General features: G+C 46.2%; 12 protein-coding genes. 10 read left to right on the forward strand and 2 right to left on the reverse strand.

From position 1 onward, the window contains the following. Nucleotides 1-214 precede the first annotated feature (214 nt). The 7 genes from pta to SP90_RS05580 all read left to right on the forward strand — a co-directional run bounded on the left by pta (nt 215) and on the right by SP90_RS05580 (nt 12,559). Nucleotides 215-2,329 carry a phosphate acetyltransferase gene (gene pta, locus SP90_RS05550; protein WP_066853437.1) on the forward strand — a complete coding sequence of 705 codons (2,115 nt, stop codon included), beginning with the start codon at nt 215-217 and terminating at the stop codon, nt 2,327-2,329. 26 nt (nt 2,330-2,355) lie between these two features. After that, nucleotides 2,356-3,558 (forward strand): acetate kinase, encoded by a 1,203-nt coding sequence (locus tag SP90_RS05555; protein ID WP_066853439.1) that lies wholly within the window; start codon nt 2,356-2,358, stop codon nt 3,556-3,558. Between the two features lie 114 nt (nt 3,559-3,672). Continuing rightward, on the forward strand, nt 3,673-4,746 hold the full coding sequence (locus tag SP90_RS05560) for a DRTGG domain-containing protein (RefSeq protein ID WP_066853441.1): 1,074 nt from the start codon (nt 3,673-3,675) through the stop codon (nt 4,744-4,746). A 319-nt stretch (nt 4,747-5,065) separates the two neighbouring features. Then, on the forward strand, nt 5,066-5,662 hold the full coding sequence (locus tag SP90_RS05565) for a lactate utilization protein (protein ID WP_066853443.1): 597 nt from the start codon (nt 5,066-5,068) through the stop codon (nt 5,660-5,662). 2 nt (nt 5,663-5,664) lie between these two features. After that, nucleotides 5,665-7,809 (forward strand): L-lactate dehydrogenase (quinone) large subunit LdhH, encoded by a 2,145-nt coding sequence (gene ldhH, locus SP90_RS05570; protein ID WP_066853445.1) that lies wholly within the window; start codon nt 5,665-5,667, stop codon nt 7,807-7,809. A 377-nt stretch (nt 7,810-8,186) separates the two neighbouring features. Continuing rightward, complete coding sequence (locus tag SP90_RS05575) at nt 8,187-10,004, forward strand: methyl-accepting chemotaxis protein (protein WP_066853447.1); 1,818 nt, start codon at nt 8,187-8,189, stop codon at nt 10,002-10,004. A gap of 737 nt (nt 10,005-10,741) precedes the next feature. Beyond that, nucleotides 10,742-12,559 carry a methyl-accepting chemotaxis protein gene (locus SP90_RS05580; protein ID WP_066853449.1) on the forward strand — a complete coding sequence of 606 codons (1,818 nt, stop codon included), beginning with the start codon at nt 10,742-10,744 and terminating at the stop codon, nt 12,557-12,559. A gap of 228 nt (nt 12,560-12,787) precedes the next feature. Here SP90_RS05580 and SP90_RS05585 read toward each other — a convergent pair whose 3' ends face one another. Beyond that, nucleotides 12,788-13,675: an NAD(P)-dependent oxidoreductase gene (locus SP90_RS05585; protein WP_066853451.1), complete on the reverse strand. Its 888-nt coding sequence runs from the start codon at nt 13,673-13,675 to the stop codon at nt 12,788-12,790. A 475-nt stretch (nt 13,676-14,150) separates the two neighbouring features. Here SP90_RS05585 and SP90_RS05590 point away from each other — a divergent pair, with 475 nt between their 5' ends. Next, on the forward strand, nt 14,151-14,840 hold the full coding sequence (locus tag SP90_RS05590; protein WP_066853453.1) for a response regulator: 690 nt from the start codon (nt 14,151-14,153) through the stop codon (nt 14,838-14,840). Next, the gene (locus tag SP90_RS05595) at nt 14,840-16,267 is read left to right on the forward strand and encodes a HAMP domain-containing sensor histidine kinase (RefSeq protein ID WP_066853455.1); all 1,428 of its coding nucleotides are present in this window, start codon (nt 14,840-14,842) and stop codon (nt 16,265-16,267) included. Before SP90_RS05590 ends, SP90_RS05595 begins: the two co-directional genes overlap by 1 nt. 83 nt (nt 16,268-16,350) lie before the next feature. Here SP90_RS05595 and SP90_RS05600 read toward each other — a convergent pair whose 3' ends face one another. Then, a complete protein-coding gene (locus tag SP90_RS05600; protein WP_066853456.1) occupies nt 16,351-17,667 on the reverse strand; it encodes a TolC family outer membrane protein in 1,317 nt (438 codons plus the stop codon). A 580-nt stretch (nt 17,668-18,247) separates the two neighbouring features. Between SP90_RS05600 and SP90_RS05605 the strand changes: the two genes are divergently transcribed. After that, entirely contained in the window at nt 18,248-20,587 is a 2,340-nt protein-coding gene (locus tag SP90_RS05605; protein WP_066853458.1) for a type I secretion system permease/ATPase, read from the forward strand. The last annotated feature ends 2 nt before the right edge of the window (nt 20,588-20,589 follow it).

Genomic DNA, 20,589 nt, shown 5'->3' on the forward strand with positions numbered 1-20,589 from the left:
CCTGAACTTACAGACTGAATCAAATCCGTACACTGCCGACTGCGGAATATATCTTACCGGAACGTGATCGCCCACGTCAGGTTTGAAATTTGCGCTGCCACTGCGCAGTGTACGGGTTTGTCATCAGTCTGCAGAAGTATTCCTCAGGAAGCGGTTCTGAGGATGCAGGCTCGATAAAATCGGCTAGTATTAATGGATATGCAAGGAGTCCATAGTGTCCCAAAACCTTTACATTACAGCCACAGAAGCAAGAACAGGTAAATCTGCCGTTGTGCTCGGCATGATGCAGTTGCTGAAAAAAGACATCAGCAACGTCGCGTTCTTCCGCCCTATCATCAATGATGATGAAAACGGCACCAAAGACCACGACATCAACCTGATTCTTGAATACTTCGGCATAGAGATCCCGTACGAAGATACCTATGCGTACACACTCAATCAGGCACGCGAACTGATCAACAACGGTCAGCGCTCCATCCTGCTTGAAAATATTCTTAATAAGTACACTCAGCTCACCAACAAATACGATTTCGTTCTTTGTGAAGGAACTGACTTCCTCGGTAAAGACGCAGCATTCGAATTCGACCTCAACGCAGACATCGCAGCCAACTTAGGCTCCCCTGTTCTTGTTGTTATCAACGGTCAGAAACAGGACTGCGAAGAAATCATCAGCTCCACCAAGCTCACCCTCGACTCCCTTGAAGACAAAGGTCTCGACATTGTTGCTTCCATCATCAACCGTGCGGAAGTAACCTCTGAGCACTGTGCTGACATTATTTCTCAGCTCGGCACCAAAGAAGGTGCAGACAAAGAGCTTGCTGTCTACATCATCCCTGAAGAGCCAACCCTGAGCAAACCGACCATGAAGGACGTTGCACAGTGGCTCGACGGTGACGTTATCTACGGCGAAGACCGCCTCGATACCCGCGTAGACGACCTGTGTGTAGCAGCAATGCAGATTGGCAACTTCCTTGACTACGTTAAAGAAGCAAGCCTTGTTATCACCCCGGGTGACCGCTCTGACATCATCATCTCCACTCTCGCTTCCCGTATGTCTTCCACATACCCGGATGTGTCAGGTATCGTACTGACCGGTGGTCTTGAGATGGCACCTAACGTACGTCGCCTTGTGGAAGGCTGGTCTGCTGCGCCGATTCCTGTAATCAGCGTAAAACAGCATACCTACCTTGCTATTCAGGTTCTCAACCAGCTTTACGGTCGCATTGACCCTCAGGACAGCCGCCGCGTTGCGACTGCTCTCGGTATTTTTGAAGACAACGTGGACACAGCGGAAATTTCCCGCCGTGTAATTTCCCGTAAGTCTTCTAAAATCACACCGAAGATGTTTGAGTTCAACCTGATTGAGAAAGCAAAAGCCAACAAAATGCGTATTGTTCTCCCTGAAGGTCAGGAAGAGCGTATTTTGCGTGCAGCAGAAATGCTCAACCGTCGCGGTGTTGCTGAGATCATTCTTCTTGGCAACCTCGAGATCGTTAAGCAGAAAATTTCTGACTTAGGTCTTGCACTCTCTGATGTAACAATCATTCAGCCAGAACTTGCGCCTAACTTCGAAGACTATGTAGAAACCTACTTCGAAGCACGTAAGAAAAAAGGCATCAGCATGGAACACGCCCGTGATACCATGTGTGATACCACATACTACGGCACAATGATGGTTAAAAAAGGCGATGCAGACGGCATGGTTTCCGGTGCAGTAAACACCACGGCCCACACCATCCGCCCTGCATTTGAATTCATTAAGACCAAGCCGGATGCTTCTATTGTTTCATCCGTGTTCCTCATGTGTCTTAAAGACCGTGTACTCGTATTCGGTGACTGCGCGGTTAACCCTAACCCTAGTTCTGAACAGCTTGCTGAAATCGCAATCAGCTCTGCAGATACTGCACGCATTTTCAATGTTGACCCACGCATTGCAATGCTCTCTTACTCCACCGGCTCTTCCGGTAAAGGTGCAGACGTAGAGAAAGTTATTGAAGCTACCAAGATTGCGCAGGAACGTGCTCCTCAGCTCAAACTGGAAGGCCCACTCCAGTATGATGCTGCTATTGATGCAGATGTTGCAGCAACTAAGCTTCCTGATTCTGAAGTTGCCGGTCAGGCCACAGTATTTATTTTCCCTGACCTCAACACTGGTAACAACACCTACAAAGCTGTACAGCGTGCTGCAAATGCAGTAGCAATTGGACCGGTCTTGCAGGGACTCAATAAGCCTGTTAACGACTTGTCTCGCGGTTGTACCGTACCAGATATTGTAAACACTGTTGCCATTACAGCAATTCAGGCACAGGCAGAAAAAGGGCTTATCTAGCCAAGCCATTTTAAAGGATAATTTAGATGAACGTACTCGTAATTAACGCCGGCTCTTCTTCTCTTAAATTCCAGCTTATCAATATGGAAAACGAAACCGCTCTTTGTTCCGGTCTCGTAGAACGTATTGGTCAGGAGATGGGCAAACTCGTTAACAAACTTGCTCCAGACACAGACGCAGAACGTAAAGTAGTTATCGATGCTCCGTTCCCGGATCACGAAACTGCAATGAAACGCGTTATTGATCTGCTCACCGACGAGAAAGACGGTGTTATCAAAGATAAAGCAGAGATCAGTGCAATCGGTCACCGTGTACTCCTCGGCGGCGAAGAGATTAAAGAATCCGTTAAAGTAGATGACAACGTAAAAGAAATCATCCGCAAATACATTCCGCTCGGACCTCTTCACAACCCTGCTAACCTTGCTGGCATTGAAGTTTGTGAAACTCTTCTCCCAGGTACTCCTAACGTTGGTGTATTCGATACTGAATTCCACCAGACCATGCCTGAGAAAGCGTACCTCTACCCGCTTCCTTACGATCTCTACGAAGATCTTAAAATCCGTCGTTACGGCTTCCACGGCACTTCCCACCGCTTCGTTGCTAAACAGGCAGCTAAGTTCCTCGGTAAAGCACCTGAAGACGTTAACCTCGTTATCTGTCACCTCGGTAACGGTTGTTCCATGTCTGCTGTTAAAGCTGGCAAGTGTGTTGATACAACCATGGGTATCACCCCTCTTGAAGGCCTCATGATGGGTACCCGTTGTGGTGACATCGACCCTGCTCTCGTACCGTTCATCATGGATCGTAAAGGTCTCACCGGTGCTGAAGTTGACAACCTCATGAACAAGCAGTCCGGTCTCTTCGGCATCTGCGGCATGAGCGACATGCGTGACATCCACGCAGCAGTAGAAAAAGGTGACGCAAAAGCAAAAACCGCTCTCGACATGTTCGTTTACCGCATCAAAAAATACGTTGGTTCTTTCATTGCTGCACTCGGCAATGTTGACGCTGTCGTATTTACCGCTGGTATCGGTGAAAACGACGATATCGTTCGTGAAATGGTTTGTGCTGACATGGAACTTTTCGGTATCAAAATTGATCTCGAAGAAAACGCAACTCGTCGCGGTACCGAGCGTTCCCTGAACGCTGGCGGCCAGACTGAAGTGCTCATCATCCCTACCAACGAAGAGCTCGAAATCGCGCAGGCTACTGTTAAAGTACTCGGCTAGTATTTCAGCTGATATGAATATATACCGGAGCAGGAACATGCCGGTTTCTGCTCCGGAATTTGCCATTTTACCGAAAGCGGTATATCCCGAAGCATCTTCTTCGAGAGGGATTACATGATTGGACTTTACATAGGCTCTACAGACGCATTTGCGGGTAAAAACATTGTATTGATGGCTCTCGGGCTTGAAATGCAAAGACGCGGTATGCGTGTAGGGTATATGAAGCCAGTCGGTTCCATTCCTAAGCGAATTGATGATGCAATCGGGGACGAAGACGCCATCGTCATTCAGGAGCTTCTCGGCCTTGAGATTGCTCCCGATGTACTGACTCCGGTAATCATTCCAGATAACCTGAGAGCCACTACCCTCTCTGATGAAACAGACGCTCTGGCCGCCATCCAGAGTGCCTACAACACCATTTCCAAAGACAAAGATGTGATGCTCGTCGGCGGATGCGGTTCTATCCAGTATACCGGTACCCATCGGGGTGTGGATGGACTTACGCTGTCGAAGCAGCTTGGATTGAAAACTTTACTCGTAGACCGTTATCGCCGGAACAGGCTCAACTATGATGCTGTTCTCAACATCAAGAAGACCCTCGGCGATGATATGCTCGGAGTATTATTTAACGATGTTCCTGAAGATTTTTCTCGCGATGCAGAAGACATCCTCGTCCCGTTTTTAGAAAAAAACAGCGTAGACGTCTTCGGTACGGTTCCACGGGATCCGATGCTCAACGCCATCAAAGCATCTGAACTCGCATGGCGCCTGAAAGGGAAAATTATTTCCGGGAACTCACAATCCCAGCGGATTATTCAGAACTTCCTGATTGGTACAATGCAGGTGGAAAACTTCATGACGTATTTCCGCCAGTCAGCCAATCTTGCCACTATCGTGGGTGGAGACAGAACGGACCTGCAGCTTATCGCTATGGAAGGTGGATGCCCTTGTCTTATCGTGACAGGCAACATCACTCCTAACGAGATTGTGCGTGCACGTTCAGAACAGCTGGGCGTACCTGTTATACAGGTTTCAGAAGATACCTATACTGTCGCAAGACGTATGGAGTTGATTTTGAACAGCCAGAAGCTTCGAGAGCTTGTAAAAATCAAACGCGGTGCTGAACTGGTGGATAATGCGTTTGACTACAACAAGCTTTGTCAAAAGCTGTCACAAAATTCTGAATAATGACTAGCCCTACCCACCCGAATCAGTTGCCACTGTACAAGTACGGATTGCATTTCTGCATATGCATTTCTTTTCTGCCGCCATTCTAGATATTGGTAGAAGAGATGGATACCGTACTCGCAAAGCATTCTGTTGCCGCTTTGCGGAATTTGTCCGGAAGACCGAATTCTGTACGGCATTCACCCGTTGAGGAGATTCTACAACCATTACGGTTGCTGTTCTGCATGCGCTGAAACCGCCTGATTTTTTTTCAGGATGCAGCGGTGAACGACATGCTCAGCGGTATTCACATTGGGTACCATAGTTTCAGGAGTGTCACATGAGCGACCTCAAAGAGCTTTTTCGCGAAAAAGCAGAATTGGTAGCGGCTAAAGTTACCGACATCAAATCCATGGATGAAGCTTTTGCTTACGCTGCAAAATATGTTGCAGAAAAAAATCCATGCGAACTTCTTATCCCTTCCAGCCCGGATGCACCACAGCCTGAATTTTTAGAAGAAAAAATTATGGCTGCTCCAGAACTTTCTGATGACCAGTACGCAGCTCTCGCTAAAGAGTGTGAAGCTAAAGGCGTAAAGCTCATCAAGTCCGGTATGCGTGATCTCATGGCAGGCATCGATGCTGGTTTCACTATCTGTGATGCAGGTTTTGTTGAAACTGGTTCTATTGTTCAGCAGTCCAACGGAGAAGAACTCCGCCTCGCAACCATGGTTTCAGAAGCACACATTGCAGTGCTCCCTGTTTCCAAAATCTTCGAGGACTCCATCGCAGCAGAAAAGCTTCTGCTCGAACTGATGAGCGGCGTAGCATACACCGCTGTTATCACCGGCCCAAGCCGTACTGCTGACATCGAACGTACACTCGCTATCGGTGCACACGGCCCACTCGAACTCCACATTCTTCTCCTGGAGGACTAATCATGCATAACGCTGAGAATCTCAAAGAATACCGCGAAGACATGCAGGAAGCTCTTGATAACGAGTTTCTGCGTAAATCCATGGACGCTTTTGCTGTAGGTTACCGTGAAAACCGCGCTAAAGCATTTGCTGATATCAATGAAACAGAGCTCATCAAAAAAATTGCTGACTGCAAAGACTACGCTGTAAAAAACAATGCAGCTCTTCTTCAGCAGTTCACCGAAGAAGCTGAAAAGCGCGGTGTAAAAGTTCACCTTGCAAAAGACGCTGAAGAAGCAAACGCTCTTATCGCTAAGATTGCAAAAGATAACGACGTTAAGAAGATCATTAAGTCAAAATCCATGACTTCTGAGGAAACTCTTCTTAACCACTACCTCGAAGACGAGAAGTTCAACGTAATCGAAACTGACCTTGGTGAATGGATCATCCAGATGCGCCATGAGGGTCCATCCCACATGGTTATGCCTGCGATTCACCTTTCCCGTTACCAAGTTCAGGATCTCTTCTCCGAACGTGTTGGCGAAAAGCTCGACTCCGACCCCGTTAAACTGACTAAAGTTGCACGTCGTGAACTTCGTCGTGACTTTGCAGACGCAGACATGGGTATCTCCGGTGCAAACTTCTGTGTAGCAGAAAACGGTCACATCGGTATTGCAACCAACGAAGGTAACGCTCGTCTTACTACTACTGCTCCTCGTGTTCACGTTGCAATCGCAGGTATCGACAAACTCGTTCCTAAGCTTACTGACGCTCTGACTGCTCTTAAAGCTCTTCCACGTAACGCAACAGGTCAGGCTCTGACTTCTTACGTAACATGGATCGGTGGTGCTAACGAATGCGCTATCGGCGAAGACAACAAAAAAGAAATGCACATCATCTTCCTTGATAACGGTCGTTCCAAGATCGCTGAAGATGAAATGTTCTCCCAGATCTTCCGCTGTGTACGTTGTGGTGCTTGTGCAAACGTTTGTCCTGTTTACCGCCTCGTTGGTGGTCACCAGATGGGTCACATCTACATCGGTGCTATCGGCCTTATCCTCACCTACTTCTACCACGGCGAAGAAAAAGCCAAGAACCTCGTACACAACTGTATCAACTGCGGCGCTTGTAAGAGCATTTGTGCAGGTGGTATCGATCTTCCGGGTCTTATCAAAGAGCTCCGTGCACGTCTTAACGAAGACAACGGCATGCCAATGGAAACCAACCTCCTTGGTAAAGTTCTCAAAAACCGCAAGCTGTTCCACTCCCTGCTCCGTTTCGGTAAATGGGCTCAGACTCCAGTGAAGAAAGGTCCATACCTTCGTCACCTGCCGCTCATGTTCATGAAAGATCAGGGCTTCCGTTCTTTCCCATCCATTGCTGACAAACCATTCCGTGATCGCTTTAAAGAGATCAAACCAATGGTTCACAACCCTTCACACCGCGTGGCTCTCTTCTCCGGTTGTGTTCAGGATTTTGTATACCCAGAGCAGATGGAAGCAGCTGTAAAAGTTATGGCTCGTCATAACGTTGCAATCGACTTCCCTATGGATCAGAGCTGTTGTGGTCTCCCTGTACAGATGATGGGTGAAAAACAGGCTACCATCGACGTTGCTAAACAGAACGTTGATGCGTTTGAAGGCACTAACTGCGATTACATCGTAACACTTTGTGCTTCCTGTGCTTCCCACCTCAAAGAAGCATACGCTGAACTGCTTGAAGGCGATCGTAAATACAAAGAAAAAGTAAAACGTTTCTCTGCTAAAATTATCGACTTCTCCTCCTACGCACACGACGTACTCGGCGTAAGCACAGAAGACTTCAACAAGTCCAGCGAAAAAGTTGCATACCACGCATCTTGTCACCTCTGCCGTGAACTCAAAGTTGTTGACCAGCCTCGTAACCTCATCGACATGGCTGGCGAATACGCTCCTTCCGCAGAAGAAGATGTATGTTGTGGCTTCGGTGGTACCTTTACCGTTAAGTTCCCAGAACTGTCTTCCACACTTCTGGACAAAAAACTTACCAACATTGAAGCAACCGGTGCAAAGCGCCTCGTTGCAGACTGCCCGGGTTGTCTCTTGCATCTCCGCGGTGGCTCCAATGTTCGTGAAAACGGCATGAAAGTAACCCACATCGCAGAACTTCTTGCAGAAAACCTTAAGTAATCTGTAAAAAAGATCTCTTCGAAGAATACAGGAGGGCACATATGTGCCCTCCTTTTTTATTTGTTATAGTGCCAGTTCATGCACTAGCTCTTTCAGAGACTTCAAAAACACATTGTACGACCTGAATACAACTGCAACCCGTTATAGCTACATACTTATTATCTCCACCTTCACTGCAACACTTGCAAGATACTCTCATATAAGTAGGTACTGACTATACTTGTGTTATTTTTAACACTACCGGTCGACACTATTTTCTAATCGCCACAATACGCTGCTTTTATTGATTTTTATCTATTAGACTCTTTAAAATAATGCTATTCTGCCGATAAGTTTCTATCAACAGCAGACATCGACTTACAATTAAGGGGGTAGTCATGTTCAGGAAAATCACAATTCAAACAAGGGTTTTTATCCTGCTGGGTGTGTTCCTGCTGTTCATTGCAGGGATATTATCAGTCAATGTGCGGTCGACCATGCAATCAAATGAAGATGGCGTACTTCATTTGCAAGAGGTCATGCTCAACGGTGAGAAAGAGACACTCAAAGTTGCATCGCACTCTCTTGCCGTCGCATTAAGTGCGCAGTTATCTGGAGTTACAGATAAAAAAGAGCAACACAAAATCATTCAAGATACCGTTGAAGACATACGGTTTAAGCAAGACAAATCCGGCTATTTCTTTGTGTATGAAGGAACTGTCAACGTAGCGCTTCCCACTAAGAAAACGCTTATCGGCAAAGACCTTGGAAAAGCCAAAGATATAAACGGAATCTATTTTGTGAAAGAATTAGACAAAGCTGCAAACTCAGGTGGTGGTTTTGTAGAATATATCTTTAATAAACCCGGACAGGGTGACACACCAAAACTTGCCTATGCTGAAGCTATTCCAAACACGCCTTACTGGATAGGAACCGGCGTCTACATTGATAATATTGAACGCGAAGGTGCAGCGTTACGTTCAGAGTACGAAAGTGCCATGAAAGAAACCATGACCCTGCAGCTCACAATCATTCTTTCAGTGCTGCTGCTTGTTTTTGCACCGTTCTGTCTGTTCCTTGTCCGCTCTATTGTTTCACCGGTATCGCAAGCGAACAAGGTAGCACAGCAAATTGCCGGTGGAGACCTTAATGTAAATATTACTGTTGAAGGTAAGGACGAAATATCCACCTTGCAGCGCTCGTTACAAACCATGTCCAGCACACTTCGGGATAATGTGAAAAGCATGGCTGTTAAAGAGCAGGAAGCACTTGAACAGGCAACTATTGCTCGCGAAGCAGCTGCAAAAGCGGAAGAAGCTAAACAGCAAGCCGCAGTTGCAACCAGTCAGGGAATCAATACTGCTGCAGAGCGCCTCACCGGTCTTGTGGGAAGCATTAATGCTAGTTCGACTGACCTTGCCTCCACCAGCCGACAGCTGGAAAAAGGTGCGGACATTCAGCTTACGCGGATAAGCGAGACAGCAACCGCCATGGAAGAAATGAATGCGACTGTTCTTGAGGTTGCCCGTAACGCGGGGGATGCTGCAGACAGAACAGAACGTTCACGCAGGCAGGCTGCGGAAGGGCAAGCCGTCGTTAACGATACTATCAACTCTATTGATACACTTCGCGAAATGACAGCGACCTTACAGGGCAACATGAATCAGCTCGGGCAAGAGTCTGATGCTATCGGTCAGGTTATGACCATCATCAATGACATTGCAGACCAGACAAACCTGCTTGCCCTTAATGCTGCAATTGAAGCCGCACGCGCTGGTGAAGCAGGACGTGGATTTGCTGTGGTTGCCGATGAAGTACGCAAGCTTGCGGAAAAAACAATGGGAGCAACCAGCGAAGTTGGAAACAGCATCAGTACAATTCAGCACCTCGCGCAAATCAATATTCAGGGAATGGAAGAGTCCTCTGCAGCCATGCAGTCAACTGCGAAGCGCTCCAAAGTATCAGGTGAAATGCTGGAATCCATTGTAGTGATGGCTGACGCTGCGGCAGCGCAGGTACAATCCATCGCCACAGCAGCTGAAGAACAGTCTGCTGCATCAGAAGAGATTACCCGCTCTATTGAAGAAATTAACACAATTGCGCAGGAATCAAGATCAATGGCAGGAAATGCCGAACAAAGTGTTTCTGCATTGCATGATGAAGCGCGCAACCTTCAAGAGATCATTTTTGAGCTCAAAGAAGAAGCTGCGAACTAAGCAACAATTCAGCATCCCAAGCGACTGTCACTAACAACGGGACGATCGCCCTGCTTATTGGCAGGAGGATGCTCCGAAAAGCTATAGAAAATTACTACAACAACTGTTGTGGTTCAGCTAGCCGCTGCACTAACAGGTCGCCCCTCCAAAAGGGCGACCTGTTTTATTACAAGACGCGTGACATGCCGACTATCCTACCCGCAACGTACCAACCCAGTACCTTCTTATTCTGATCCATCAGGTACGGAAGCTTCATTTTGCTAAAGCACACACCCATTCGCTGTAACGCAGCTCTCAAAAAACACATTGCACCACCCAAGCTGAGTGACACTGCATTAAAAAAACGTAAACGGTTACATACTTTTTTTACAATGACACATTGATTGTATGTTGAACCAGATTTTTTCTTATTTTCTTTGTATTCCCTTCCGTACCCTTCAAAGCATTTTCTCTTTTAGATACTGGTAAAGAGTGTATGTCGTTCAATATATGTCTTTATTTTAGAATTATTGCGCTATTTTCTTATTTACAAAGTAATGAAGAATAAAATTTTCACAAAATATCATACGCTGCCAATATATGGACCTCAATCACAAGCATTTATTTGTTTTTCAAACTAAAAATACACAACTATCTGTTTTTTAACAATTTTTAGCTATCAAAAATCTATTACTTAGCTTGTTATGCCGATAAGGATATATCAACGACGTAACGAACGTATAGTCAAAGGGGACAACATGTTTAGACGACTTACAATTCGTACTCGTGTATTGTTACTGCTTTCAGTAATTTTACTGTTTATCGCTGGCATACTGTTAACAAATACACGATTCACAATGCAGTCAAATGAAGCGAACATCGTTCACTTACAATCCATCATGCTAAAAGGTGAAAAGGAGACACTCAAAGTTGCAACGCATTCCATGGCACTTGCAATCAGCGCGGAGCTAAAAGGAATAGAAGAAAAAGAGACACAACGCAGAATTATTCAGGAGACCGTTGAAAACATACGGTTCAAAAAAGATAGTTCAGGTTATTTTTTTGTTTTCGAAGGCACTGTTAATGTCGCATTGCCCACAAAAAAGTCCCTCGTCGGCAAGGACATGGGGTCCTTAAAGGATGAAAACGGCATATTTTATGTACGCGCCCTGCATAAAGCCGCAAACGCAGGAGGTGACTTTGTCGAGTACATCTTCAACAAACCCGGACAAGGAGAACAGCCCAAGCTTGCATATGCAGAAAAAGTTCCTGATACGCCCTATTGGATAGGCACAGGAGCATATATTGACAACATAGATAAGGAAGGAAAGCTTCTGCGCATCGAAAATGAAAGCGCAATGAAAGAAAACCTGTTCCGGCAGCTCTCCATCATCTGTTCGGTTCTGCTTTTCATCTTCGCCCCGTTCTGCCTGTTCCTTGTCCGTTCTATTGTGTCACCTGTTGCACAAGCTAACAATGTTGCGCAACAAATCGCCAGCGGCGACCTTCAGGTAGCCATCAGCGTTGAAGGAAATGACGAAATTTCTGAACTGCAATCATCCTTGGGCATTATGGCTGAGACTCTTCGTAATAATGCTGAAGAGATGGCAGCCAAGGAGCAGGAAGCACTTGAGCAGGCTGCAATTGCCCGTGAGGCTGCTGCCAGAGCAGAAGAAGCAAAGCAACAGGCAGCAGTGGCAACCAGCAAGGGAATCAATACTGCTGCAGAACGACTTACCGGTCTTGTGGGAAGTATTAATGCAAATTCCACAGATTTGTCCGCGACCAGTCGCCAGCTGGAAAAAGGGGCAGAGGTTCAACTTACGCGCATAAGCGAAACTGCAACTGCTATGGAAGAAATGAATGCTACCGTTCTTGAAGTTGCCCGTAACGCAGGAGATGCCGCAGACAGAACAGAACATTCACGCAGGCAGGCGGCAGAAGGACAGACAGTTGTAAACGAAACCATCAGCTCTATTGATACGCTCCGTGAAATGACAGCCACATTACACACCAACATGAATCAGCTTGGTAAGGAGTCAGATGCAATCGGGCAGGTAATGACCATTATTAACGATATTGCTGACCAGACAAACCTGCTTGCCCTTAACGCTGCAATTGAAGCTGCACGTGCTGGAGAGGCAGGACGAGGCTTTGCCGTAGTTGCCGATGAAGTCCGTAAGCTTGCAGAAAAAACTATGGGTGCAACGAGCGAAGTTGGAAACAGCATCAGTACGATTCAGCACCTTGCGCAAATCAATATTCAGGGAATGGAAAAATCGTCAGAAGCCATGCAAACTACGGCAGAGCGTTCCAAGGTTTCTGGAAAAGTGCTTGAATCTATTGTAGAAATGGCAGACGCTGCTGCTGTACAGGTACAATCCATTGCCACAGCTGCGGAAGAGCAATCAGCCGCAGCTGAAGAAATTACACGTTCTATTGAAGAAATTAACGCCATTGCGCAAGAATCCCGTGCAATGGCTGGAAATGCTGAACAAAGTGTATCATCACTCCATGATGAGGCAAAAAATCTTCAAGAAATCATTTTTGAACTCAAAGATGAAGCAGCACGATAGATTGTACGGAGCGTTATTTTCTTCACACCACAATTATACATACGCACAATAAGAGTGTTACTCTCTTTTGTTTTTACGTAACATAAAAAAGAAGGCTGTCCTTACAAAAGGACAGCCTTCTTAATATTAATGACAACATATTGATTTAAAAAAAACTACGAGTTATCGTTTACTGTAGTAAAGCAGTTACGAACGACAAAAATAGTTATTAACTATCCTCAGAACACATTATGCCTGATTCATAGTCTCAAAGACTTTATACAGACCTTGTGTTCCAAGATCTTCCAAGCCCTGAGCTTTTGCCGCCACATAAAACTGGTTAGCCATTGCAAGCCCTGGGAGAGACAGATTCATTCGTGCAGCTTCTTCAAGGGCAATTCCCATGTCTTTTACGAAGTGCTTGATAAAGAATCCCGGATCAAAATCATTTTTTGCAATTCGTCTGCCTAAGTTATTAATGGACCACGACCCTGCAGCACCGCTGCCGATCACATCAATAACCTGATCAAGGTCCATTCCGGTTCTGGCCGCATACAGTAAAGACTCAACTGTGCCGATCATTGTTCCGGCAATCAAAATCTGATTTGCCATCTTACAATGCTGACCTGCACCTGCGTCGCCCATGCGCTGAATGTTCTTGCCCATAACTTCAAAAAATGGAAGCATTGAAGAATATGTTGCTGAATCGCCACCGACCATAATTGCCAAAGTAGCTTCTCTGGCACCCAAGTCTCCACCGGAAACAGGCGCATCGAGCGCAGCCATATCTTTGGCAGCAGCTTCCTGTGCAATACGTTTAGCAAGAGACGGCGTTGAAGTTGTCATATCAACAATAACCGTGCCCTCTTTTGCATTTGCAATCACGCCGTTTTCTCCAAGAATGACGTGTTCAACGTCCTGAGGGAAACCGACAATTGTAAAGACAACATCGCTGTTAGCTGCAACTTCAGCAGGCGAACTGCATAACGTAGCACCAAGATCTGTAAGCTCTTTTGTCTTTTCCGGGCTTCGATTGTACACAAAGGCAGTGCAACCAGATGTAATCAAATGTTTGCACATAGACTTACCCATTACGCCTGTACCAATCCATCCGATGCGTTTTGAAGCAATACTCATCCTTCCTCCACTGTATACTATTGATATACCGTATCTTTAACCCTTAAACGACAACAGGACATGTATCCTGTTGAAACCACACGAGTTATCCCTTAAAAGGAACGCTGTTTACAAACATGATTTTTCATTGATTCATAAGATATAATTATATTCTTACGTTACAATGTTTTTAATACAATTGCGGTTCGAATGTTTATTTCTGTACTTTTTTCTTATATAAACCAGAAACAATTTATCTGATGCCACACTTTATAAATTCATCATGCGATTCAAAAAATAGTCATCACCAACTATTACCGTTGGGCATCATCTATAAATTAATTTTTACACTTACAGACTGATATTATCGTCCATGAGTCACCAATTGATATTCCCCGAACGACTCTTCACACATCACAAGACGACTTTAACATCAGTATTTTCATCGCAAACGTGTGTTTAAAAGACACGAAACAACATAACAAGTGCACTATCCATGGAACAAACTATCTTAATCATCGATGACGATGCAAAATTGCAAGACCTTTTAACTGAATATCTCGAAAATTCAGGATTTAAAGTTGCATCCTTGCTTAACGGACAGGAAGCACTTTCCAATGTACGCAATGTTGCTCCGTCCCTCATCATTCTTGACGTCATGCTCCCCGGCAAAGACGGACTTGAAGTCCTACGCGATATCCGCACGGAATCTACTGTCCCGATTATTATGCTTACTGCACGCGGCGACGACGCTGACCGCATTGTAGGCCTTGAACTCGGCGCTGACGACTATCTTTCAAAGCCGTTTAACCCGCGTGAACTTCTTGCCCGTATTAAAGCCATCTTACGCCGCTTTGACAACAGCACAACCAAAGTAAGTTCACATCAAATTGAATGTGCAGGCATTGCTCTTGAAGCAAGCAGACAAATTCTCATAATCGACAACGAACAGATTACGCTGTCTCCGACCGAAACAAAGCTTATGGCAGAGCTTATGAGACAGCCTAACCATGAGTTTTCCCGCGATGACCTTATGACTAAAGTATGGGGTCGCGAATTCAACGCATATGACCGCAGCATTGATGTGCACATCTCAAAACTGCGTAATATTTTAAAACCATACAACGAACATGCCCACCGTATCCGCACAGTCTGGGGCAAAGGGTACATGTTCCTGAGCGATTAATGCTACTCAAGTCAATTTCCGCTAAACTGACTGCAACGTTTATCTTTATTCTTGCACTCAGTCTGGCGTTTTATGTCATCTTATTTTCGATTACAATGCATCGGGATGCTGAACGTTCTACAAGACGTTCGCTCCCGATGATAGTAACGCTTCTGCAAACAGAATTTTCAAGCATCACTGCGCCTCCTGATGTAAACAACGCAGAGGTTACAGCGGAAATTGCACAACGTATTCCCAAATTGAAGAAAATTCTTCAAGCTGACTATATGTGGGTTGTTCGCACTGACGGCTCAATCATCAAATCAAAGAACGCCGTAATTCCAGAACACCATCTCACCATCGTAAAAGAGATGTGCCAAAAGACAAAGCTTGCCGTTTTTCAATCGCTGCACACCGAGGAGCTTCAAGCTCTACTTTTCCCCCTGACCATGGGAGGAAAACCCACAACCGTGGTCATTGTCCAGCATCCCACATGGCCTTCCCACAAAATCCTTCTGGATTTCCTCGTCCCGACTGCAGGGACAGGTTTGCTCATCGGCCTGTTTGTTCTGCCGCTTATCTTCAAAACACTACGTCCGCTCAAAGAACTAGAAGCAACAGTTATCAACTTTGCTACCGGAGACTTATCAGAACGAGCTGTGCCTGTTCACAACGACGAAGTCGGACGTCTTTCACGCACGTTCAACATGATGGCGGACAACCTTGAGCAGATGACACGCTTCAGGCATGAACTTACGGCTAACATTTCCCACGAACTCAGGAGTCCGCTCACTCGTATTCAAATGTCCGAAGAACTGGCTTTTTTAAGCTGCGAACAAGAGAACTACAGCAACGTAAAGAAACATTTGCATGCTGTACGAACCGAAGTTGCTGAACTGGATGGATTAATCGAAGAGATTTTAAAGCTGTCAAAGCTGGAAATGAATACGCAGATCGGCGAAATTGGTGCGTGCGATATTACCAACACGCTTCGTCGGCTTATGAGAAAAAATGCGCCGATCATCGAAAGAAAGCATTTAAATGTGCAGACCGATTATTCGCATGACTGCGTTATCACCTGCAATTACCCTATGGTGAATCTAGCCTTGAGCAATCTGGTTTCAAACGCGCTCAAGTTTTCACCGGAAAAAGGATTGATACGGGTTAACACCATCTCCAACCCGCAGACAGTCAGCATTGAAGTATTCAACACGTTCTACAGAAGCTTCAGCACAACGGAGCAGGTCGCCATTTTTGAGCCCTTTGCCCGCGCTGAAGGGGAAAATATTCCTGGAACAGGACTGGGACTGGCTCTTGTTGCCAAGGTGGCAGAACAGCATGAAGGTAGCGTAACAGTGCAAAACCAAGTAGGCGGAATCCTGTTCACGCTCACGCTTCCACGTGTGTTGGCATCCCACGAAAATGTCAGGAAACAACACACTGTATAACTTGTGAACCAATTCAAGACTCAGAACAAAAAAAAGGAGAGATGCGAACATCTCTCCTTTTTTATTACCATTAGTATCTAATTCTAGTCAGCAGCAATGTAGTCGGCTGGATTCAAACCAAAGGAATTCACAAGACCGCCACCAAGAGCCAGCAGTCTGTAGGATGCGATAAGAACATTTACCTTGGCGGTAACAAGACGGCCACGGGTAACAAAGAGTTCATTCTCTGCATCAAGAACATCCAGTAATGTGCGCTGTCCAACAGTAAACTGCTGTGCGTACACGTCACGGGTTTCTACGTTGAATCCTACAGCCTTATTGTACTGTTCCACCTGATCAAATGCAGCTTCCTGTTCACTCCAGGTTGCCGCCACCTGACGGTACAGTTCATCTTCGGTATCACGGAATTCTTCACGCGCTTTCGCCTTACGGGCTTTTGCAGCACGGGTTAAGGCAAGGTCACTGCCGCCATTGTACAAATTCCAACGACCAACAACTGCAAAGCGCAAATCAGCGGTGTAATCATCAACGCCGAGCATGTCTTCAGTGTAACGGTAAGAACCTTCACCGGTCACTTTCGGGTAATAAGTAGCTTCACGTTCTTTCACAAGACCGTCAGCCACTTCGATTTCATATCTGCGGGTATCAAGTCCCGGGTTCTTGCTCCGCATTGCTCTGAATGCAGTTTCAAGATCTGCCGGAGCAGAGGTGGAAACTTCCACGTCTTCAAGCTTCTCTGGCTCAACACCTGTTAAACGCTTGTATTTTGCTTCAGCAATTTCCAGTGCACTGCGCTGTTCCGCAAGAGTGGCAAGTGCACGGGCAAGACGACCCTGCGTAAGGGTAAGGTCAGAAATACTTCCGCCGCCAGCATCAACCAGTTCCTGCATGGAACCAAGAATATCTCGGTACTGCTGAGCATTTTCTTCAGCAAGTTCAACCAGTGCTCTGTTACGGATAACAGTAAGGTGTGCGATAACCGCATCAAGACCAAAACGCTCACCAGCATCCAGCACCTGACTGAGTGAAGATTTGTAGGCAGATTCTGTACGCTCGACACGGCTCTGGGTAAATCTGCCGTCATAAATAAGCTGAGAGACAGAAACAGAACCGTCAAAGGCTCCGCGCCAATCATTTTCAGTTCCGTCACTACGAGTGCCGGCGCTGTTATGCATTGTCGGACCGTATGAGCCTGTTGCATCAAGATCAGGAAGATATCCGCCCCATGCAGATCTGTGCTCTTGCTTTGCAGCCTTACTTTCACTTTCCAGTGCAGCAATGCGAGGATATGTTTTCAGCGTTGCAAGTACACTATCTTTGAGCGAAATTTCTGCCGAAGCAATGCTTACACATCCAAACAGTACCGTAGTCATTGCTAACAACGCGTACATTTTTTTCATTAAACCACTCCTGAATTGTTCACTTGCCTGCTTAATCAAAAGCAAGCCCCCCTACTACAAGACATAATATTGTTTGTCCCTCAATATCATATCCACAACTCATAGCGTATACGCTTTTCAACATAACTTCTCAAGAAAAAACAGTTTTTACACTATACACCACCTTGTGTGTACAGTGGCACTTATTGCAACAATCACCTGACACATCCCCATGATTTTACAGTATATTTCTTCACCTACTGCTTTTAAAACTACAACTACATAAAAAGACATCCCCTTTGCATCATACATAATGCTTTTTATGTTGTATTTTTGCATATATTTTAAACAGATATACCTGAAGAAATAACACCTCTCCCTACCCACAATCTTTCTGAGAACCTATGATAATTTTATACACAAAATAATTGTCTGTTAAACTCTGTTTACAACGTGGGGATATACAATTCACGCCCCTTCCCGAGCGTTACTCTGCCTATACTTTTCAGCAGAATTGTGGAAATAAGAAAAGAAATATTACCACACGTTATCAGTATTTCACTGTTCATTGTTCAGGGAAGTATGGCCATAGGGGGTGCTCATGACTGATTCTAAACCAACACAGCCCGCATCGGGGACAACTGCGTCGCTGGAACCGGAGACTACGGAAAGCTCTTCTCAAGACGACAATACATCGTCAACGCCGGAGGCTTCCGGCAAGGTTCCATCTACAGACTCCAGAAAACAGGCAGCAAACGCCTCGCAACAGGCTGACCCCAGAACAAGAGTGGACGCCCCGCTGCCTTCCGATGTGGACTATGAATCACCACTCCTGCGCTCTCTTGTGCATCTTTTTTCCATATTAGGAAGGCCGGTTACACTTGAACAACTTAAATCCGGCTTACCAGAACACGGCGTTCCTTCGCACACCTCAGCCTGTTTGCGTGCAGCAAGCCAGGCTGGGATGCATGCCAAGGTTACTCGCCGCAATTCCCTTTCTGAAATTTCCACACTGACCCTTCCGTGTATTATCCTGCTTAAAAACAAAGGGGCTGGTGTTCTTACTTCCCTTACTGATACCCATGCAGAGGTTATTTTTCCGGAAATGGGAAATACTCCCATATCCGTACTGCGGGACAAGCTTAATGAGGAATACGCCGGATACGTTATCTTCGGTCAGATCAACGGTCGGCTGGACAAGCGTGCAAGTGAACTCAAACTGTTGAAAACCAAACGCTGGTTCTGGGATACCATTCTATATTTCTTCCCGATATATAAACATGTGGGACTTGCCAGCATCATTATCAACCTGCTGGCGCTTGCCTCCCCTCTGTTCTTTATGAATGTATATGACAGGGTTGTGCCAAACAACGCCGTGGACACCCTCTGGGTGCTTGCCGCCGGTATCGGCATTGCGCTTGTTTTTGATTTCATTTTGCGTAACCTGCGCAGTTATTTCTGTGATGTGGCGGGGAAAAATGCCGATGTCATTCTTGCCTCACGCCTCATGCAGCACATCATGGCATTGCGTCTGGATGATAAGCCTGATTCCACAGGAACAATGGCAAACAACCTGCGTGAGTTTGAATCACTGCGTGAATTCTTCAGTTCAACAACCCTGCTGGCAATCATCGACCTGCCATTCCTCTTTATTTTTCTTGCGCTCATCCACTTCATTGGCGGCCCCATGGTCTTTATTCCGGCAATCGCCGTGCCGCTGGTCATCATAGTGGGACTACTGCTGCAATACCCGTTTCAACGGGCAATTGAGGCAGGATACAAAGAAGGGGCACAAAAACACGCTCTGCTTATTGAAATTATCAACGGTATTGAAACCGTAAAAACAAGTATGGCTGAAGGCCACATGCAGCAGCTCTGGGAAAAAGTTGTGGGCATGAGCGCCAAGTCCAGCAACCATGCAAAACGGCTTGCAAACTTTTCAATGACCTTCACCATGTTTGCCGCACAGGCTGTTTCCGTTTTCATTATTGTTGTGGGCGTATACCGCATAAGTGAAGGCGAATTGACCATGGGCGGACTCATTGCCTGTAACATTCTTGCAGGCCGAGCCATGGCACCGTTAAGCCAGATTGCCGGCATGCTTTCACGCATGCAGCAATCACGCATGGCACTCAAGTCGCTTGATCTCATCATGCAGCTGCCTACCGAAGCTCAGGATGAATACACAGGCATCAGCTACGAAAAGCTGGAAGCCTCCATCACCTTTGATTCACTTGCCTTTAAATACCCCAATGCAGAACGTTTTGCCCTTGAGGATATTCATTTAAAAATCCGTGAAGGTGAGCGCGTCGGTATCATCGGCAGAATGGGCTCCGGCAAAAGTACCTTCGGGAAGCTGTGCGTGGGGCTCTATCGCCCGACAGAAGGCGCTGTAAAACTCGGCGGTGTTGATATCCGCCAGATGGACATTGCCGATCTTCGCTCGCGCACAGGTTATGTTTCACAGGACAACTACCTCTTCTACGGAAGCGTGCGTGACAACATTGCCATCGGTAACCCGCAGGCAGACGAAAATGCAATCCTGCGTGCAGCTGCCATTGCAGGAGTCACCGACTTTGTTCAGTCACACCCTGCCGGGTTCGGCATGCAGGTGGGCGAACGCGGCATGGCACTTTCAGGTGGGCAACGCCAGTCCATTGCCCTTGCCCGCGCTCTTCTCACAGACCCTGACATTATTATTCTGGATGAACCAAGCTCCAACATGGACAACGGCTCAGAGCATGCGTTCAAGAAAAAGCTGTCACATATTGTTACGGGGAAAACCCTTCTGCTCATTACCCACAGGCTCAGTATGCTGGATGTTGTGGACAGACTTATTGTGATGGATAACGGCCGTGTTGTTGCTGACGGCCCTAAGGCTGCCGTTCTTGAAGCGTTAAAGAATGATCAGATAAAAAAAGCACCGACAAGAGCAGCGTAGGA

Source organism: Halodesulfovibrio spirochaetisodalis (assembly GCF_001672295.1).
Classification (GTDB): Bacteria; Desulfobacterota; Desulfovibrionia; order Desulfovibrionales; family Desulfovibrionaceae; genus Halodesulfovibrio; species Halodesulfovibrio spirochaetisodalis.